Annotated in this window: 19 protein-coding genes, 1 pseudogene and 1 riboswitch; of the genes and pseudogenes, 13 read left to right on the top strand and 7 right to left on the bottom strand. The window is 64.0% G+C overall.

Annotation, left to right across the window (positions count from 1 at the left end; genetic code table 11):
- Positions 1–37: 37 nt before the first annotated feature.
- The 6 genes from pstB (at position 38) to J7S20_RS15860 (ending at position 4,745) form a co-directional block, all read left to right on the top strand.
- Positions 38–784 (top strand): phosphate ABC transporter ATP-binding protein PstB, encoded by a 747-nt coding sequence (gene pstB, locus J7S20_RS15835; protein WP_284055236.1) that lies wholly within the window; start codon positions 38–40, stop codon positions 782–784.
- Positions 785–798: 14 nt separating this feature from the next.
- Entirely contained in the window at positions 799–1,494 is a 696-nt protein-coding gene (phoU, locus tag J7S20_RS15840) for a phosphate signaling complex protein PhoU (RefSeq protein WP_284055217.1), read from the top strand.
- 4 nt (positions 1,495–1,498) lie between these two features.
- Complete coding sequence (phoB, locus tag J7S20_RS15845) at positions 1,499–2,191, top strand: phosphate regulon transcriptional regulator PhoB (protein WP_284055218.1); 693 nt, start codon at positions 1,499–1,501, stop codon at positions 2,189–2,191.
- Positions 2,192–2,287: 96 nt separating this feature from the next.
- Positions 2,288–2,605: a hypothetical protein gene (locus J7S20_RS15850; protein WP_284055219.1), complete on the top strand. Its 318-nt coding sequence runs from the start codon at positions 2,288–2,290 to the stop codon at positions 2,603–2,605.
- A gap of 133 nt (positions 2,606–2,738) precedes the next feature.
- A complete protein-coding gene (locus J7S20_RS15855) occupies positions 2,739–3,638 on the top strand; it encodes an SDR family NAD(P)-dependent oxidoreductase (RefSeq protein WP_284055220.1) in 900 nt (299 codons plus the stop codon).
- A 75-nt stretch (positions 3,639–3,713) separates the two neighbouring features.
- The gene (locus J7S20_RS15860) at positions 3,714–4,745 is read left to right on the top strand and encodes a hypothetical protein (RefSeq protein ID WP_284055221.1); all 1,032 of its coding nucleotides are present in this window, start codon (positions 3,714–3,716) and stop codon (positions 4,743–4,745) included.
- 94 nt (positions 4,746–4,839) lie between these two features.
- Here J7S20_RS15860 and J7S20_RS15865 read toward each other — a convergent pair whose 3' ends face one another.
- Positions 4,840–5,184: a DUF2794 domain-containing protein gene (locus tag J7S20_RS15865; RefSeq protein WP_284055222.1), complete on the bottom strand. Its 345-nt coding sequence runs from the start codon at positions 5,182–5,184 to the stop codon at positions 4,840–4,842.
- A complete protein-coding gene (gene epsC, locus J7S20_RS15870) occupies positions 5,184–5,879 on the bottom strand; it encodes a serine O-acetyltransferase EpsC (RefSeq protein WP_284055223.1) in 696 nt (231 codons plus the stop codon). Before epsC ends, J7S20_RS15865 begins: the two co-directional genes overlap by 1 nt.
- Positions 5,880–6,236: 357 nt before the next feature.
- On the opposite strand from epsC, the gene ahpC reads away from it, so the two are divergent.
- From ahpC to J7S20_RS15890, 4 genes are all read left to right on the top strand, one after another.
- A complete protein-coding gene (gene ahpC, locus J7S20_RS15875; RefSeq protein ID WP_284055224.1) occupies positions 6,237–6,800 on the top strand; it encodes an alkyl hydroperoxide reductase subunit C in 564 nt (187 codons plus the stop codon).
- 92 nt (positions 6,801–6,892) lie between these two features.
- Positions 6,893–8,470, top strand: coding sequence for an alkyl hydroperoxide reductase subunit F (ahpF, locus tag J7S20_RS15880; protein WP_284055225.1), 1,578 nt, complete (start codon positions 6,893–6,895; stop codon positions 8,468–8,470).
- A 126-nt stretch (positions 8,471–8,596) separates the two neighbouring features.
- Positions 8,597–9,496: a hydrogen peroxide-inducible genes activator gene (locus J7S20_RS15885; RefSeq protein WP_284055237.1), complete on the top strand. Its 900-nt coding sequence runs from the start codon at positions 8,597–8,599 to the stop codon at positions 9,494–9,496.
- A gap of 131 nt (positions 9,497–9,627) precedes the next feature.
- On the top strand, positions 9,628–10,314 hold the full coding sequence (locus tag J7S20_RS15890; RefSeq protein ID WP_284055226.1) for a fasciclin domain-containing protein: 687 nt from the start codon (positions 9,628–9,630) through the stop codon (positions 10,312–10,314).
- Between the two features lie 269 nt (positions 10,315–10,583).
- Here the strand turns inward: J7S20_RS15890 and J7S20_RS15895 are convergent, their stop codons facing one another.
- Genes J7S20_RS15895 through pgsA form a run of 3 tightly spaced genes read right to left on the bottom strand, consistent with a single transcriptional unit; the run spans position 10,584 to position 11,845 of the window.
- The gene (locus J7S20_RS15895) at positions 10,584–11,021 is read right to left on the bottom strand and encodes a molybdenum cofactor biosynthesis protein MoaE (protein ID WP_284055227.1); all 438 of its coding nucleotides are present in this window, start codon (positions 11,019–11,021) and stop codon (positions 10,584–10,586) included.
- Positions 11,018–11,275 (bottom strand): molybdopterin converting factor subunit 1, encoded by a 258-nt coding sequence (gene moaD / locus J7S20_RS15900; RefSeq protein WP_284055228.1) that lies wholly within the window; start codon positions 11,273–11,275, stop codon positions 11,018–11,020. Before moaD ends, J7S20_RS15895 begins: the two co-directional genes overlap by 4 nt.
- Positions 11,276–11,845: a CDP-diacylglycerol--glycerol-3-phosphate 3-phosphatidyltransferase gene (gene pgsA, locus J7S20_RS15905; RefSeq protein ID WP_284055229.1), complete on the bottom strand. Its 570-nt coding sequence runs from the start codon at positions 11,843–11,845 to the stop codon at positions 11,276–11,278. It abuts the gene before it with no gap.
- Positions 11,846–11,973: 128 nt separating this feature from the next.
- Here pgsA and J7S20_RS15910 point away from each other — a divergent pair, with 128 nt between their 5' ends.
- Positions 11,974–13,263 carry an MFS transporter gene (locus J7S20_RS15910; RefSeq protein ID WP_284055230.1) on the top strand — a complete coding sequence of 430 codons (1,290 nt, stop codon included), beginning with the start codon at positions 11,974–11,976 and terminating at the stop codon, positions 13,261–13,263.
- 16 nt (positions 13,264–13,279) lie between these two features.
- Here the strand turns inward: J7S20_RS15910 and J7S20_RS15915 are convergent, their stop codons facing one another.
- Both J7S20_RS15915 and J7S20_RS15920 read right to left on the bottom strand, forming a co-directional pair.
- Complete coding sequence (locus J7S20_RS15915; RefSeq protein ID WP_284055231.1) at positions 13,280–13,459, bottom strand: hypothetical protein; 180 nt, start codon at positions 13,457–13,459, stop codon at positions 13,280–13,282.
- Between the two features lie 111 nt (positions 13,460–13,570).
- Positions 13,571–15,487 carry a TonB-dependent receptor plug domain-containing protein gene (locus J7S20_RS15920; protein WP_284055232.1) on the bottom strand — a complete coding sequence of 639 codons (1,917 nt, stop codon included), beginning with the start codon at positions 15,485–15,487 and terminating at the stop codon, positions 13,571–13,573.
- A gap of 178 nt (positions 15,488–15,665) precedes the next feature.
- A riboswitch (cobalamin riboswitch) is annotated at positions 15,666–15,885 on the bottom strand.
- A 109-nt stretch (positions 15,886–15,994) separates the two neighbouring features.
- On the opposite strand from J7S20_RS15920, the gene J7S20_RS15925 reads away from it, so the two are divergent.
- Together J7S20_RS15925 and J7S20_RS15930 are read left to right on the top strand one after the other, a co-directional pair.
- Positions 15,995–17,161 carry an alpha-hydroxy-acid oxidizing protein gene (locus J7S20_RS15925; RefSeq protein ID WP_284055233.1) on the top strand — a complete coding sequence of 389 codons (1,167 nt, stop codon included), beginning with the start codon at positions 15,995–15,997 and terminating at the stop codon, positions 17,159–17,161.
- Positions 17,162–17,426: 265 nt separating this feature from the next.
- A pseudogene (locus tag J7S20_RS15930) lies at positions 17,427–17,615 on the top strand (transposase); the annotation flags it as partial.
- Positions 17,616–17,731: the final 116 nt, after the last annotated feature.

Below are 17,731 nucleotides of genomic sequence, written 5' to 3' on the forward strand. Positions count from 1 at the left end.
CGAGCCGGCGACGCCGAAAGCGGCGACGCACATCAAGATGTCGGCTCGCGACGTCAACGTGTTCTACGGCGCGACCCACGCGATCAAGGACGTGTCGATCGATGTCGACATGGAAAATGTCACCGCGTTCATCGGCCCGTCGGGCTGCGGCAAGTCCACGTTCCTGCGGACGCTGAACCGCATGAACGACACGATCCCGATCGCGAAGGTGACGGGCGACATCACGCTCGACGGCGAAGACATCTATTCGCCGCAGATGGACGTGGTGCAGCTGCGCGCGCGCGTCGGCATGGTGTTCCAGAAGCCCAACCCCTTCCCCAAGTCGATATACGAGAATGTCGCCTATGGGCCGCGTATTCACGGGCTTGCGCCGAACAAGGGCGCGATGGACCAGATCGTCGAGCAGTCGCTGAAGCGCGCCGGCCTGTGGGACGAGGTCAAGGATCGCCTGCACGACAGCGGCACCGCGCTTTCGGGCGGTCAGCAGCAGCGGCTGTGCATCGCGCGTGCGATCGCGGTCGACCCCGAAGTCATTCTGATGGACGAGCCCTGTTCGGCGCTCGATCCGATCGCGACCGCGAAGATCGAGGAACTGATCCACGCGCTGCGCGGCAAATACGCGATCGTGATCGTCACGCACAACATGCAGCAGGCGGCGCGCGTTTCGCAGAAGACCGCGTTTTTCCACCTCGGCAATCTCGTCGAATATGGCGAGACCTCGGATATCTTCACCAATCCGCGCGAAGAACGCACCAAGGATTACATCACCGGCCGTTACGGCTGATCGGGACCAGGCGAATGAACGAACACACGGTAAAGGCTTTCGACGAGGATATCGGCGAACTGCGCGGTCTGATCGCGCAGATGGGCGGCCTGGCCGAGGCTGCGATCGATGCGTCGATGGATGCGCTGAAGCGCCATGACCTGGAAGCTGCCGCTCGCATCATCGACGGCGACAAGCAGATCGACGAGCTTGAGACCGAGGTCGAGCGGCTCGCGGTCCGGCTGATCGCGCTGCGTGCGCCGATGGCCGACGACCTGCGCGAAGTGGTCGCCGCGCTGAAGATCGCGGGCGTGGTCGAGCGGATCGGCGACTATGCCAAGAACATCGCCAAGCGCGTCGCCGCGATCGACGGCCACAGCGTCATCGAGCCGCTGTCGCTGCTTCCGGCGATGGCGAACATGGCGACCGACATGGTGCGCAACGTCCTCGACGCCTTCGCGGCGCGCGACCCGGAGGCCGCGGTACGCGTCTGCGAACAGGACCGCGCGGTCGACGATTTCTACAATTCGATCTTCCGCACGCTCGTCACCTTCATGGTCGAGAACCCCAAGTCGATCAGTCAGGCCGCGCACATGCTGTTCATCGCCAAGAATCTGGAGCGTGTCGGCGACCACGCCACCAACGTCGCCGAAATGGTCTATTACGCCGCAACGGGCGACCATATGGGCGACCGCGACCAGGGCGACACCGTTCCACTGGCGGGGAGCTGACGCCATGAGCCGGGCAACGATGCTGCTGGTCGAGGACGATGCGGCGCTTGCCGAGCTCCTCACCTATCATTTTCGCCGCGAGGATTTCGAGGTCAAGCACACCGTTGACGGCGAAGAGGCTCTGCTGCTCGCGGCCGAAGCGACGCCCGACATCGTGCTGCTCGACTGGATGGTCGAGGGGCTGTCGGGGATCGAGGTCTGCCGCCGGCTGCGCCGCGCCTCGGAAACCGCCAACGTGCCCATCATCATGCTCACCGCGCGCGGTGAGGAAGAGGACCGGGTGCGCGGGCTGGAAACCGGCGCCGACGATTATGTCACCAAACCTTTTTCACCGCGCGAACTCGTCGCCCGCGTGAACGCCGTGCTGCGCAGGGTGCGCCCCGCACTGGCGGGCGAACAACTGACCTACGCCGATATCGAGATGGACACGGTGGGTCACAAGGTCCGCCGCGGCGGCGAGCTTGTGCCGCTTGGCCCGACCGAGTTCCGCCTGCTGCGCCACTTCCTCGAACATCCGGGCTGGGTATTCTCGCGCGAGCGGCTGCTCGACGCGGTATGGGGCCACGATTCCGAAATCGAATCGCGCACCGTCGACGTGCACATCCGCCGCCTGCGCAAGGCGATCAACCAGGGCGGCAAACCCGATATCATCCGCACAGTGCGGTCGGCGGGATATTCTCTCGATTCAGGCTCCTAGCATTCGCGACCGAAAAATTCGGACCAAATTGCGGGCTTGATCGTTCACTCGGCAGCGCATGCCCCCCGTGCGCTGAGACAATTCGGGAGAACGAAAATGAAGCTGATTGCATTGGCAGCCGCGCTGACGATGAGCGCCCCTGCATTTGCTCAGACCCCGCCGCAATCGAATCCGCCGCAGGTTTCCGCGGACGACCAGTCGACCCAGCCCGGCGCGATCCAATATACCGAGAGCGCCGGTGGGTATCAGCCGGCGAACCCGCCGATGACGGCCACTCCGACGGCAGGGCAGCCGGTCGTATTCAAACCGGCCCCGCAGCCTTCCGAGGCCTTTCCGCCCCCGCCGCCCAAGGCCAGCTATCCGATCTGCAAGCCGGGTCAGTATGACGGCTGTCGTCAGCGCGGCGGCCGATAACTCTATCATCGGGGCGCACGGACAAAATTCCGTGCGCCCTTTTTTCACATACCCATACTTTGATCGCCGGCTTTCGTTTCCCGGCAATCTGCCCTAGTCAGGCGTTCCCGAATTACGAAGGAGCGCCTTTTCCATGTCCATCCGTTTCGACAATCGCGTTGCCATCGTCACCGGCGCAGGCGGCGGCCTTGGCCGTGCCTATGCGCTCGAACTCGCCCGGCGCGGGGCAAAGGTCGTGGTCAACGACCTCGGCGGCGCGCGCGATGGCACCGGGCATTCCGATGCGGCGCTGAAGGTGGTCGAGGAAATTCGCGAAGCCGGCGGCGAAGCGATGTCGAACGGCGGCAGCGTCACCGAATATGAGCAGATGGAAGCCATGGTCGCCCAGGCGAAGGAAAAATGGGGCGGCGTCCACATCCTCATCAACAATGCCGGCGTCCTGCGCGACAAGAGCTTCGCCAAGATGGCGCCCGAGGATTTCGAGTTCGTCGTCGATGTCCATCTGAACGGATCGGCAAACTGCACCAAGGCGGTTTGGGAAACGATGCGCGAGCAGAATTACGGCCGCATATTGATGACGGCGTCGTCGACAGGGCTGTTCGGCAATTTCGGCCAAGCGAATTACGGCGCGGCGAAGCTGGGTCTCGCCGGCCTGACCAAGACGCTCTATCTCGAAGGCGCGAAATACAACATCAAGGTCAACACGCTGGCGCCCGTCGCCGGCACGCGCATGACCGAAGACATCTTCCCCGAAGCCGCGTTCAAGCTGTTCACGCCCGAAAGCGTGGCGCCGGCAGCGCTCTACCTCGTTTCCGAAGACGCTCCGTCGAACGCGATCGTCGGCGCCGGCGCCGGCGTATTCCAGGCCGCCTATGTCACGCTGACGCCCGGTGTGCGCCTGCAGGGCGACGAACTGACACCCGAAGGCGTTGCCGACCACTGGGGCGAGATCACCGATCGCACCGGCGAGATCGTGCCGCAGTCGGGCGGCGAACAGGCGCAAACCATCTTCGCGAAGTTGCAGGACGGCTGACGCCCAGTCCGGGCCATCCGTATTGTGTAGGTAATACACTGGTGATATAGCTCCCTCATACAGGGAGGTATTGCCATGTACAGCGAGAGCGAACTCGACAATGCGGTGGACGCGGGCGTGATCTCACGCGAAGCGGCCACCGCATTTCGCAACCATGTCGCACGCGAACGGCTTGCGCCGTCGGTGGACGAGGAACATTTCCGGCTCCTTTCCGGCTTCAACGACATCTTCGTCGCGATCGCAATCGCGCTGCTGCTGGTCGCGACCGGGCAGATCGGCGCGAAGGTCGGCCCGTGGATGGGCGGGATCGGCGTGGCGGCGGCTTCGTGGGGGCTTGCCGAATATTTCACGCGGGAACGGCGAATGGCGCTCCCCAGCATCCTGTTGCTGCTCGGTTTTGTCGGCGGCGTGGCGGGAGCGCTGGTGGGCGCGATGAACGCGATCAATCCCGACCTCCCCGACCGAATCGACATGCTGATCGCCGCCGGGATCGGCGTGGTGACCGCCGGGGCGGCATGGTTGCACTGGCGCCGTTTCATGGTGCCGATAACCGTCGCTGCCGGCGCGGTCGCCGTCGTCGGTGTCATCGTGGCGCTGGGTGCGGCCGCCGTCCCCGCGGCAGAGGCGGTCATCTATCCGCTCACGCTGGCCGGCGGGGTGGCGGTGTTCGCGACCGCGATGGTCTGGGACATGTCCGATCGTGAACGCCTGACGCGAAGGGCCGACGTGGCCTTCTGGCTCCACCTCGCCGCGGCCCCGCTGATCGCGCATCCGCTGTTTCACCTGCTCGGCGTCTTCAACCGCGACATCGGACCGGCGATCGCGGTGGTCGTGCTGGCGCTGTATGTCGCGTTCGGCTTCATCGCGCTGGCGGTGGATCGCCGTGCGCTGCTGGTCTCCAGCCTCGCCTATGTCCTCTACGCGCTCTACGCGCTGTTCACCAAGGCGGGCGCAGTCGAGCTGAGCGCCGCGTTCACCGCGTTCGTGATCGGATCGGCACTGCTGACGCTATCGGCATTCTGGCACCCGATGCGGCGCAGGGTGGTCGGCCTGCTCGGTTCGCTCGATCGTCGTCTGCCGCCGGTGCAGATGCCCGCAGCACACTGAACCTGCTCCATGCCCTCGCCCCTTGTAGGGCATGGAGGCTACCCCCGATGCCACCGTGCATCGGGGGTCTTTTTCCAGCCGGACGATATTGCCGTCAGTCGGCGACGAGCTTCAGCAGGCGCCGTTCGATCGGCGCCAGCACAGCGCCGAGGTCATGGCCGCGCTTGAGCGTCATCCCACCTTCGTTGACCAGCGCCCACATGCCCTGGCGGTTGCGCAGTTCAGGGCGCTTTTCGATGCGATATTCAGGGCGTTCGGCGGTCCGGCGGAAGGCAGAAAACACCGCCACATCGCGGCCGAAATCCATCGCATAGTCGCGCCAATGCCCCGCCGCGACCATTCGCCCGTAAAGATCGAGGATACGCGTCAATTCGGACCGTTCGAAGCCGATCTGGCTCGGCCGGCCCTTAGCGACGGGGAACGGAGTGACATTTCCCATCAGGCGCGGTCGCGGCGGTCCTGGGTATCGCGTGCCTCCTGCTCGGCCAGCACGTCGTCGAGACGCTTGCGCAGCGCCTCCAGCTCGCAGCGCAGCATCTCCACCTTCTGCGTCGCAGGATCGAACATTTCGCTGCACGGCGTACCATAGGGCACGAATTCACGCTTTCCGCCGCCACCGTCGACGACCGTGGGTCGTGCCGGGATGCCGACCATCGTCGCGCCTTCGGGCACGTCGCGCGTGACCACCGCATTGGCGCCGACGCGCGCGCGCTCGCCGACGGTGATCGGCCCGAGCACCTGCGCGCCCGACCCGATGATCGCGCCGTTGCTGATCGTCGGATGCCGCTTGCCGCCTACACCGGTATCGGGGCTCGTCCCGCCCAGCGTGACATTCTGATAGATCGTCACATTGTCGCCGATCTCCGCGGTTTCGCCGATGACGACGAAGCCGTGGTCGATAAAGAAATTGCGCCCGATCACCGCGCCCGGATGGATGTCGTTCGCCGTCAGGAAGCGCGACAGATGGTTCACCGCGCGCGCGAGGAAGAACAGCCGCGCGGTGAACAGGCGGTGCGCGATGCGGTGAAAACCGACCGACCAGACGCCAGGGTACAGCAGCACTTCCGCGCGCGAACGCGGCGCCGGATCGCGGGCCTTGATCGAATCGAGATAGGCGGTCAGCCGCTGGAACATACCGGTCCCCTTGTCGTCAGCTCGCCAATCTAGGCGCTGCGCGTGCCGAATTCCAGCATCGGCCGTTCAATCTGGTGAAAGCCGTGCCTTGCTATACCGCTATCCACGGGAGGGACCGGGCGGCGCGCGTTCAAGCTCCCCGCGCGCCGTCCGGGCTTCAGTCTTCGCACGCGCAGCGCGAAATCGATCCTTCGACGATCATTCAGGCCCAGTCGATTAACCTGCTTTTTATGATTGATTTATTCGATCATGCCGAGCGAGCCTTCTCATTTGAAGCGCGCTCACGCGTCCTTATATGCCGCATTGCACAAGGGCGATCCCGCCCGGGAAATTCATTGCAATCAGGAGACGCATTTTATGGCGAAGATCGGAGATACGCTGAAGCCGTTCACGACGCAGGCTTACCATCAGGGCAAGTTCGTCGAGGTCAGCGATGCCGACGTCAAGGGCAAGTGGGCCGTCTTCTTCTTCTATCCGGCGGACTTCACCTTTGTCTGCCCGACCGAACTCGAAGATCTGGCCGACATCTATCCCAAGCTTCAGGACATGGGCGTCGAGGTGTTCTCGGTATCGACCGACACGCATTTCAGCCACAAGGCATGGCACGACAGCTCGGAAGCCATCGGCAAGATCAACTATTACATGCTGGGCGACCAGAGCCACACCATCGCGAACAATTTCGACGTGCTGCGTGATGGCCAGGGCGTTGCCGACCGTGCGACCTTCGTCGTCGATCCCGACGGCGTGATCCAGGTGCTCGAGCAGACCTGCGAAGGCGTCGGCCGCAATGCCGCCGAACTGCTGCGCAAGGTGAAGGCCGCGCAATATGTCCGCGCCAACCCGGACGAAGTCTGCCCGGCCAAGTGGGAAGAGGGCGAAAAGACGCTCGCTCCCTCGCTCGACCTTGTCGGCAAGATCTAAGACCCAGCCCCCTTTGGGTTGATGCGGCCCGGGGTGGAACAGCTCTGCCCCGGGCCGTTTTATATTTGCAGGACAGACGATCAGGAGATTCCATGCTCGACGCCAACATGACGCAGCAGCTCGAAACCTATCTCGCGAACATCCGCGAGCCGATCGAGCTCGTCCCCAGCCTAGGCGATGGCGACAAGTCGCGCGAGCTGGGCGAATTGCTCGAAGAGATTGCCGCGCTTTCGGACAAGATCACGCTCGCGGATGCCGTAGACGATGCGCGCAAGCCGAGCTTCCTCATCCGCCGAACGGGCACCGATATCGCGGTGCGCTTTGCCGGCATCCCGATGGGCCATGAATTCACCTCGCTGGTGCTGGCGCTGCTCCATGTCGGCGGCCACCCCTCCAAGGCTGCCGAAGACCTGATCGAGCAGGTCAAGGGCATCGAGGGCGATTTCGAATTCGAAACCTATTTCTCACTGTCGTGCCAGAACTGCCCCGATGTGGTGCAGGCGCTGAACCTGATGGCGGTGCTCAATCCGAATATCCGCCACACCGCGATCGACGGCGCACTGTTCAAGGATGAGGTCGAGGCGCGCGAGATCATGAGCGTACCGCAGATATTCCTGAACGGTGAACCCTTCGCGCAAGGGCGTATGGAGCTGGAGCAGATCGTCGCCAGGATCGACGACAATGCCGGCGCCCGCGCGGCCGAGAAGCTTGCCGAAAAGGACCCGTTCGACGTGCTGATCGTCGGCGGCGGCCCCGCCGGCGCCACGGCGGCGGTCTATGCCGCGCGCAAGGGCATCCGCACCGGCGTGCTCGCCGAACGCTTCGGCGGGCAGGTGCTCGACACGATGGCAATCGAGAATTTCCCGTCGGTGCAGGAAACCGAAGGGCCGAAACTCGCCGCACAGCTGGAGGCGCATGTCCGCCAGTATGATGTCGACATCATGAACCTCCACACCGCAGAGAAACTGACCCCGGCCGAGCGCGAGGGCGATTTCCATTCGGTCGAGCTCAAGAACGGCGCGACGCTCAATGCGCGCACCGTGATCCTGACGACCGGCGCGCGCTGGCGGCACATGAACGTGCCGGGCGAAGAGGAATATAAGAACAAGGGCGTGGCCTATTGCCCGCACTGCGACGGCCCCTTCTACAAGGGCAAGCGCGTGGCGGTGATCGGCGGCGGCAATTCGGGCGTCGAAGCGGCGATCGACCTTGCCGGCATCGTCGCGCATGTCACGCTGATCGAATATGACAGCCAGCTCCGCGCCGATGCGGTGCTGCAGCGCAAGCTCGGCAGCCTGAAGAACGTCAAGGTCATCACCTCGGCACTGACGACGCAGGTGAATGGCGACGGCAGCAAGGTGACGGGGCTGACCTACAAGGACCGCAACCACGGCACGAGCCACGATGTCGAGCTGGAAGGTGTTTTCGTGCAGATCGGCCTCGTACCCAACACCGAATGGCTGAAGGGCGCGGTCGCGCTGACCGAACGCGGCGAGATCGAGATCGACGATCGCGGCGAAACCTCTCAGCCCGGCATCTTCGCAGCCGGCGATGCGACGACCGAGCCATACAAGCAGATCGTCGTGGCGATGGGCGCAGGGTCGAACGCGGCGCTGTCGGCCTTCGACTATCTGATCCGCCTGCCATCGGAGGAACTGCAGGCAGCGTGACATGGTCCCCTCCCCCCTCTCGGCACGGCACGAACCGGGGGGAGGACGGCCGCGCCGACGGGCGGCAACCATTGTTTCGCCGCCGTATCTGCCTAGATATCGCCTGCTAATCGACGGAGGCGATCACTGGCTACCTATCTTCCCACGCTAAAACAGCTCCAATATCTCGTTGCGCTCAACGATCACGGGCATTTCGGGCGCGCCGCCGAATCCTGTTTCGTCACCCAATCGACCCTATCGGCAGGCATCCGCGAGTTGGAGACGCTGATCGGCGTGACGCTGGTCGAGCGCACGCGGCGCGTCGTGCGTTTCACGCCGCTGGGTGAGCAGATTACCGACAAGGCGCGCCTGATCCTGCGCGAAGCCGACGAACTGGGCGATATGGCCCGCGCCGCCGGTCGCCCGCTGTCGGGCGAGATGCGGATGAGCGTGATCCCGACGATCGCCCCCTTCCTGCTGCCGAAAATCCTGCCGCGGCTGCGCGAGGATTATCCCGATCTGAAGCTGTTCCTGCGCGAGGAACCAAGCGCTGCGGCCTGCGAAGGGCTGCACCATGGGCGCACAGATTGCGTGCTGCTCGCCCTGCCCTATGCCTGCGGCGAGGTAGAGATCGAGCCGCTGTTCGACGACCGGCTGTTCGTCGCCTTTCCGGAGGGCGAAATGACCAAGACGCAGCAGCCCGTCGTTGCCGACGATATCGACGAGACACGGCTCCTGCTGCTTGAGGACGGACACTGTCTGAAGGATCATGCGCTCGCCGCGTGCAATCATCCGGAACTGCGCGGACAGGCGGCGATGCTTGGAACGTCGCTGCATACGATCGTGCAAATGGTTGACAACGGGCTGGGCGTGACGATGCTGCCCGAGATGGCGCTTGGCTCGGGTATCCTGGAGGGGACCCGGATCGTCGTGCGCCCGCTCGAAGCTGAGCGGGCGTCGCGCCGCATTGCGCTGGTGTGGCGGCGGGCGTCCCCGCGCGAGCGCGATTTCCGCCTCCTTGCGGGGGTACTTGCGAAGGCGCAATGAGCCTCGGCTCGGCGCGTCGGCGCAACCTTTTGTGTGCTTAACCGTAGCTAAGGGTGCGTGCTCCGCACGCCCCGACCCGGAAGACCAAGTCTGGAGAGAGAACGAATATGAACCGCATTTCCATCCGATCTATGGCCACCCTCGCGGGCGCGGCGGCGCTGGCGGCCTGTGCTTCGACCGCCAGCACCAGCGGCGAAACCTCCACCGCTTCGACCTCGGCTTCGTCGAGCGAAACGATCGCCGCGAACCCGACCCCGGCTCCGACGCCCGAGCCCGTGATGGTCGGCGGCGCTGCGATGCTGCCGTCGAAGACCATCGTCGAAAACGCATCCGCCGCCAGCAACCTGACGACGCTGGTTTCCGCCGTGAAGGCAGCCGGCCTGGTGTCGACGCTCTCCGGCCCCGGCCCGTTCACCGTGTTCGCACCCGATAACGGCGCGTTCAGCCGCCTTCCCCCGGGCACCATCGACACGCTGATGAAGCCCGAGAACAAGGCGGTTCTGGCGAAGATCCTGAAATATCACGTCGTCGCGGGCAAGCTCGATTCCGACGCGATCAAGGCCAAGATCAAGGCCGGCGGCGGCACCGCGATGCTGACCACGGTCGAAGGCGAAGCGCTGAAGGCGACGCTCGGCCCGAACGGCAACATCAAGCTGTCGAACCAGGCCGGCACCACCGTCGGCTATATCGATACCGCCGATGTGATGCAGTCGAACGGCGTCGTCCACGTCATCAACGGCGTGATGATCCCGAACCTCGATGCCGGCGCAAGCGCCAGCGGTTCGGCGAGCACCGACACCGACGATTCGGGCATGTAAGCCCGGTCGCATCGACCAGAGAAAGCGCCGTCGCCCTTGCCGGGCGGCGGCGTTTCTTTTTTCCTGCGAGATGCAGCAGGCTGAACGCGCTGTAACCGACACCAACGATTTCGGACGTACCGCCATGACCGTTCAGCCCCTTGTCTCCACCTATGTAGAAGCCTGGGCGCGGTCACCCTTCGGCATGATCGACGAGCCGGCATGGCATATCGTCCGCCACGATTGTCGGTCGCCTGCAACTGGTCGATCAGAACCCGATTTGAGCGCGATCAGCGCCAGCGCTGCGCAGCCGCGTCATCGCTGGTGCGCGCATCGACCCAGCGCGCCTCGTCGCCGCGCGTTTCGCGTTTCCAGAAAGGCGCTTCGGTCTTCAGCCGATCGATCAGAAAGCTGCACGCATCGAGCGCAGCCTGGCGATGCGGTGCTGCGGTGCCGACGAACACGATCCGCTCACCAGGCGCCATCGGCCCGACACGGTGGACGATCGTCGCAGCGCTCAGCGACCAGCGCGCTACCGCCTGCTCGGCAAGGTCGCGCAGCGCCGCTTCGGTCATGCCGGGATAATGTTCGAGTTCGAGCGTAGTGACGCCGTCATCGCTTCGCACCAGCCCGGTAAAGCTTGCCACGGCCCCCGCCCCGCCGCCTTCGATCGCGCCGAGTTCGGCGCCGGGATCGAACGGCTCCGTCTGAACGCGGATGTCGATCATCCGCCCGTCACCGGCGGAAACAACGCCACCTCCCGCGCCGAGCCAATCGTCGCGTCAAGCGGTACGAAGCGTTCGTCGATCGCCGCGCGGATGCGGTCAGGCTGCGCGAACGCCTCTGCATAGCCGCCGCCGCGCGCGGCAAGCCAATCGACAAGCGCCGAAATCGTCGTCACGCCCTCGGGAAGCTCGACGCGTTCCTGGCCGGTGCCGACCGCCTCGCGCACCCAGGCGAAATACAGCAGGTCGAGCGCCATCTAGCTGTCCATGTGCTTCAGGCCGACGCGCAGATAATCCCAGCCGGTAATCAGCGTCAGCGCCGCCGCCGCCCAAAGCGCGATCAGGCCAACGACCTTGATCCACAGGATCGCGGGAAGCGCGCCGGCGAGAATCAGCGCGCCCAGCGCGATGAGCTGGAACGTCGTCTTCCACTTGGCGAGCCGCGACACCGGCAGCGAAACCTGCAGACCGGCGAGAAATTCGCGCAGCCCCGATACGGCGATTTCGCGCAACAGGATGATGAGCGCGGCGATGATGTGCACCCCGCTGATGACCGCGACCGCGTCATGCCGCGTGCCGACCAGCATCAGCACGACCGCCGCGACCATGATCTTGTCGGCGATCGGATCGAGGAAAACCCCGAGCTTCGACACGGTGCCCTGAGCGCGGGCGACATAGCCGTCGAAATAATCGGTGATGCCCATCAGGCAGTAAAGCGCGAAGGCGATGCCATAGCCTGCCTCCCATCGCGGCCACCACAACAGGCCGACGAGGAGCGGCACCGCGAATATTCGCGACAGCGTCAAGAGGTTAGGCAAGGTCAGCATCGGATATGCTGTACCCTTCGCGGCGCTTCGGTGCCAGCCCCGCCGCGCAATCCAGATAGCATTTGCCGGTCGCGGCGCGGCTCGTCTATGTCGGGCGCGCCGGTAGTTGCAAGAAGGCCTTGTTTTCCATGCTGAACGCGCTCGGATTGCTCAAGGAGCGCCGTTTTCTGCCACTTTTCATCACGCAGTTTCTCGGCGCCTTCAACGACAATCTGTTCAAGACCGGCATGGTCCTGTTCGCGACCTACCAGATTTTCAACGACGCAACGGTCGAATCGAACTTCAACGCGCTGGCCACCGGGCTGTCGATCATTCCGTTCTTCCTGTTGTCGGCATTGTCGGGCCAGCTTGCCGACACGACCGACAAGGCAAAGATCGTCCGCGTCGTGAAGACCGCCGAAATCGGCATCATGCTGTTCGGTTCGGCCGGGCTGATGGCCGCCAAGTTCGGGCACACCTCGATCGGCCTCGGCATGATGCTGGGCGCGGTGCTGATGCTGGGGGTGCATTCGACCTTTTTCGGCCCGATCAAATACGCGATCCTACCGCAGCATCTTCGCGAACATGAGGTACTGGGCGGTACGGGCCTGGTCGAGGCGGCGACCTATCTGTCGATCCTGCTCGGCACCGTCATAGCGGGCTGGATCAGCGTCGAAGGCACCGCGATCCTCGTGCTGTCGGTCGCCATTATCGGCTGGTTCGCAGGTCGCAACGTCCCCGAAGCGCCGCGGCAGGGCGCGACGCTGAAGATCAATTACAATCCCTTCACGGCATCGTGGCGGCTGATATCGGACACGATGCACATTCCGCGCCTGTTCCTGGCGATCTGCGCAATCAGCTTTTTCTGGACGATCGGCGCGGTGCTGATCGTCATCTTTCCGCCGCTGGTGAAGAATGTGCTGACCGCCGACGAGCGCGTCGCAAGCCTGACCATCGCCATCTTCTCAGTCGGAATCGCGATCGGTTCGGTCATCATCAACTCGCTGTTGAAGGGGCGCATATCGGCCAAGTTCGCGCCCGCATCGGTGATCGCGATGGCGGTGTTCCTCGTCGCCTTTTCGATCGAAGCCAGAACCTGGACGCCGGCGCCGACGGGGCAGCTTTACGGCGTGATCGATTTCATCACCCATTCGCAGTCGATCGTCCTGCTGCTGACGCTGGTGGCGATCGCGACGACCGGCGGCATGTTCGTCGTCCCGCTCTATGCTTTCCTCACCACGACGGTGACCAAGGATCAGACCGCGCGCACCGTGGCGGCGAACAATGTCGTCAATTCGGGCGCAATGACGATCGGCGCGGTCGGAGTGCTGGCGCTGAGCGCTGCGGGCATGTCGAACGAAGATATGCTGATAATGGTCGCGGGGATGTGTCTGATTTCCGCATGGATCGCGCAGAAGCTTCACCGCGCCTGCGACTGAGGCGCATCGGCGCGCGTCAGATCAGAAACGTATAGAAGCAGATGAAGAAGGCGGTGAAGCTCAGCATGAAGAGCTTCCAGTCATTGTCCTGATCGTTCTTGCGCACACGCGCACGCAATGCGTTGCGCGATCCGGTGGTGCGGATTTGCTCGCGAAAGGGATGCGGGCGGGCGGGTTGAGCGGTCCGAATCGACATGGCGCAAACGTTAACGCCTTGTTTACGATTTGGCTCAATGTCGAAGATGGTTAACGGCGTTTCGATACGGGACGGGCGGCGGAACCGCTGCTCCGCCGCCCGACGCCCTGCCTAGAAATGCGCGCGCACGCCGGCATAGGCCGCCCTGGGCGAACCGCGCGTGCTGAAGATTTCCTCATAGCGTTCGTCGAACAGGTTCTCGATGCGGCCATAGACCGAGAAATGGTCGCTGATCCGATAGTCCAGCGCCAGGTTCACCAGCACATATTCGGGCAACGACACCGTCACCGGCGCATAGCTGGGATCGGTATAGGCGATGTCCGCCATACGCCCGTTATACCGCACCGTCAGCGTGCCCGAAAACCGCTTGTCGGGGCTGGTCGCGGTGATGTTGACGCTGCCCATGTGGCGCGGTCGGCGAACCTCCTTCACGCCGTTCTGGGTCGCGTCGGTATAGGTGTATGCAAGATCGAGGCTCAGTTCCGGGATCGGGTGGGCGGATATCACGGCCTCCAGCCCCTTTTGCCGCGAAAGCCGATCGGCGTTGACCGATGTCGCGACATAATCGGGCGCGGGATAGATCATGATGATCTCATCCTCCAGCCGGTTGTCGAACCATGTCACGCCAAGCTGCGCCTTGCCGCCGGCGATGATCTGATCGACGCCGGTTTCCCAGCCCTTCGACTTTTCGGGCCTGAGGCCGGGATTACCGATATACTGCCCGTCGATATAGCCGAACAGTTCGTAGAAGCCGGGGTTGCGGACGCCGGTGCCCCATGCCGCGTGCAGCCGCGTGCCGCTTGCAAAGCGATAGCCCGCCTGCGCGCGATAGGTGGTTACATCGGCGAACCGGCTGTTGAGATCGCGCCGTATCGATCCGCCGAGCGCCAGCCCGCCCGAACGAAGCGAATATTGCCCGACCAGCCCAACGGTATCGATATGCTTTTCGCCGGTGAACGCGCCGCCGCTGGCGACGGTGTTGCGAAAGCTTTCGCGCTCGACATCGACTGCGCCGGTGATGCGGTGGCGAAGCGTTCCGGTATCGAAGCGATATGCGCTGACGAACGACCCCTTGTAGCGCGCGCCGTGATCGCCCGTCGTCTCGGTCTGGTCGGTGTAATTGTGCCGACGCGTATCGGCGACCTGCGCCGACAGCGTGTTGGTCCAGCGCCCGTCGGCCAGCGCGAGTTCGCCCTTCACCAGGCCGTAAATGCCGTCATTGGTGTAATATTCGCCGGGCGTGTCGATCGTGTAGCCGAAGGTCGGGCTGGTCGGATCATTGTCGGTGTTGTTGGTATCGGCGCGCGTATAGCCGTAGCGGCCGACGCCCGTGAGCGTGAAGTTGGACGCAGGGGCCCAGATCAGTTTCGCGTTCGCGCCCGCACTGTCCGACCCCAGATCGCGACTCCCGCCCCGCGCGGAGACGAAACCATCGGTGCGGTAGCCGGTCGTCGACAGCGCGTAATCGAGATCGCCCGACACGCCCGCCACGCGCGCGGCGGCGCTCGCCGTGCCCTGCGATCCGCCCTCAGCGCGGATGCTGACGCCCGGCGCTTCGGCGCCCGTCAGCGTTATGATCTGCACCACGCCGCCGATCGCGTCCGATCCATATAGCGCCGACTGCTGGCCGCGCAGCACCTCTATCCGCATCGCCGGATCGGCGAGCAGCGTACCGAAATCATATTCGCCGAAAAACGGATCGTCCGCCTCTATTCCGTCGATCAGGACCAGCGACTGGTTGCTCTCGCTGCCACGGATGCGGATTTGCGTGAAACCGCCGATCGCCCCGGTTCGGCTGACCGCGATGCTCGGCACGTCGCGCAACGCATCGGATACGATCCGCGTCTGACGGTTTTCGAGTTCCCGATGCGAAATGACGGTGATCGACGCCGGGATGTTCTCCGGATTTTCGGCATCGCCCGCACGGTTTGCGGTGACGACGATGGTATCGTTCTGGTCCTGCGCGGTTTGCGCATGGACCGGCAGCGCGATGGTGATCGCGAGCAAGGAAACAACAGACTTCATCATGGGCTGAAACCCCCAATGGGTGCACGAACGACATATCGCGGAGGGGGACGCACGATATGCACGGGCCGTCCGCCGATCCGGCACCCACGGCGCCGGCGGAACGCCCCGATGCGGCCCGCCCGCTTCGGGATGTCGCTCCAACGGAGGTCCGTGCCTTGGCCAATCCCTGAGCCCCGGCAAGAGCGACTCCGTGCCGGCAGGTCTCCTGGCTCGCGGGTCGCCGCACCGATGCACCAGCCTTCCCGGGATTGATCCCAGTGGCCGCTCCCCGATGGGGAGCCATGTGCACCGTGCTAACCGCTTACAGTTGCAGGGACAGCCGCGGCCTTGGACGGTTTCCCGCCCGCACCGCATTCCCGTTTCAGCCCCGTCGGGGCACCGGCACGATGTTCGGACGGGAATCGCTTCCCGCCCGGTCCCGGCTGATAGCACCACATGCCGAGGACGCAACGGGCTTTGCCAACAGCGCGTGCGCACCGTATCGCTGGGTAAAACAGGAGAGGACGAATGGGCCATTACGGCGACTATCAGAACGCGATCTACGCGGCGGGTCTGCGCGGCGTGCTCCCCGGCGTGCCGGTCGATGCCGCGACGCTGGAGGCGCGCGCCGAAGCGGCGATGCCGCCGCATGTCCTGAACTACGTACAGGGCGGGTGCGGCGACGAACATACGCAGGATGAAAATGTCGCCGCGTTCCGCCACTGGGGCATGGTGCCGCGCATGATGGTCGATTGCACGTCGCGTGATCTGTCGATCGAGCTGTTCGGCCACACCTACCCCTCACCCATCTTCATGAGCCCGATCGGCGTCACCGGCATCTGCACGCAGGACGGGCATGGCGACCTCGCCGCCGCGCGCGTTTCGGCGGCAACGGGGGTGCCGATGATGGTCTCGACACTCGCCAACGATCCGATGGAGGATGTGGCGACGGCGCTGGGCGACACGCCCGGCTTTTTCCAGCTCTATACCCCGAAGAACAAGGAACTGGCCGAAAGCCTTGTCAGCCGCGCCGAAAAGGCGGGGTACAAGGCGATCGTGGTGACGCTCGACACCTGGGTGACGGGATGGCGGCCCCGCGACCTGAATGCCGGAAACTTTCCGCAGCTTCGCGGGGCTGTGCTGGCCAACTATTTCACCGATCCGGTCTTCCGTTCGCTGCTCGCAAAGCCCCCGGAGGAGGACCCGGCAACCGCGATAACGACCTGGGCGGCGACCTTCGGAAAGGTACTCACCTGGGACGACCTAGACTGGCTGAAATCGATCACCAGCCTGCCGATCGTGTTGAAGGGCATCTGCCATCCCGACGATGCCCGGCGTGCGGCCGATCACGGTGCCGATGCGATCTATTGCTCGAACCATGGCGGGCGTCAGGCCAATGGCGGAATCGCTGCGATCGACATGCTGTCGGACGTGGTGGACGTGGCGGGCGCGACGCCGGTGCTGTTCGATTCGGGGGTGCGTTCGGGAAGCGATGTGGTGAAGGCGCTTGCGCTGGGCGCGACGGCGGTGGGGGTCGGTCGCCCCTTCGTCTATGGCCTCGCGCTCGATGGCGCCGATGGCGCGGCGCATGTGCTGAAATGCATCCTTGCCGAGGCCGACCTGCTGATGGCGGTCAACGGCTATCCAACGATTGCCGATGTCCGCGCGGCCGGGGCGGTACGGCAACAGGCCTGACGACGTTCGGTGGGTGTACCGAATCAGCGCGCGCAAGGCGCGATCATCGCTTGGGAATGTCGGAGGATGGTGGAGCCGAGGTCTGTAGCGTTGCAGTTCCAGGGCAGATCAGAACGTCCATAACTCTTTGATTCAGAAATATTTCTGCGAATGATGCGTTTCTGACAGCCCTACCCTGTCTCACTGCTCTGCCACCTGAATCCTGGACCATTCGCAGATAGAGTTTTCCGCCGTAGCCATCCTTGGCTGGACGAGGAGCTACGGCATGAAGGCATCGAAATTCACGGACGCGCAGAAATCGTTCGTCATCAAGCAGGGGAGGAAGGCACGCCGGTGGCGGAGATCTGCCGCAAGGCGGGGATCAGCCAGGCTGACCTACTTCAACAGGAAGAAGAAGTACGCAGGGCTGATGCCATCGGAGATGCGGCGGCTGCGTGAACTGGAAGACGAGAACCCATAAAGCGGCTGACCGATTAGCGTCCATTTGGGACGGGGCGGCGGCTAATCCAGATGTCGTTCTGCCAGTCTTCGTAGCCGAGTAGCGTGCCATAGCGACGCTCTCTTTCGTTG

This window comes from Stakelama marina, assembly GCF_018122655.1.
GTDB classification, from domain to species: Bacteria; Pseudomonadota; Alphaproteobacteria; order Sphingomonadales; family Sphingomonadaceae; genus Sphingomonas; species Sphingomonas marina.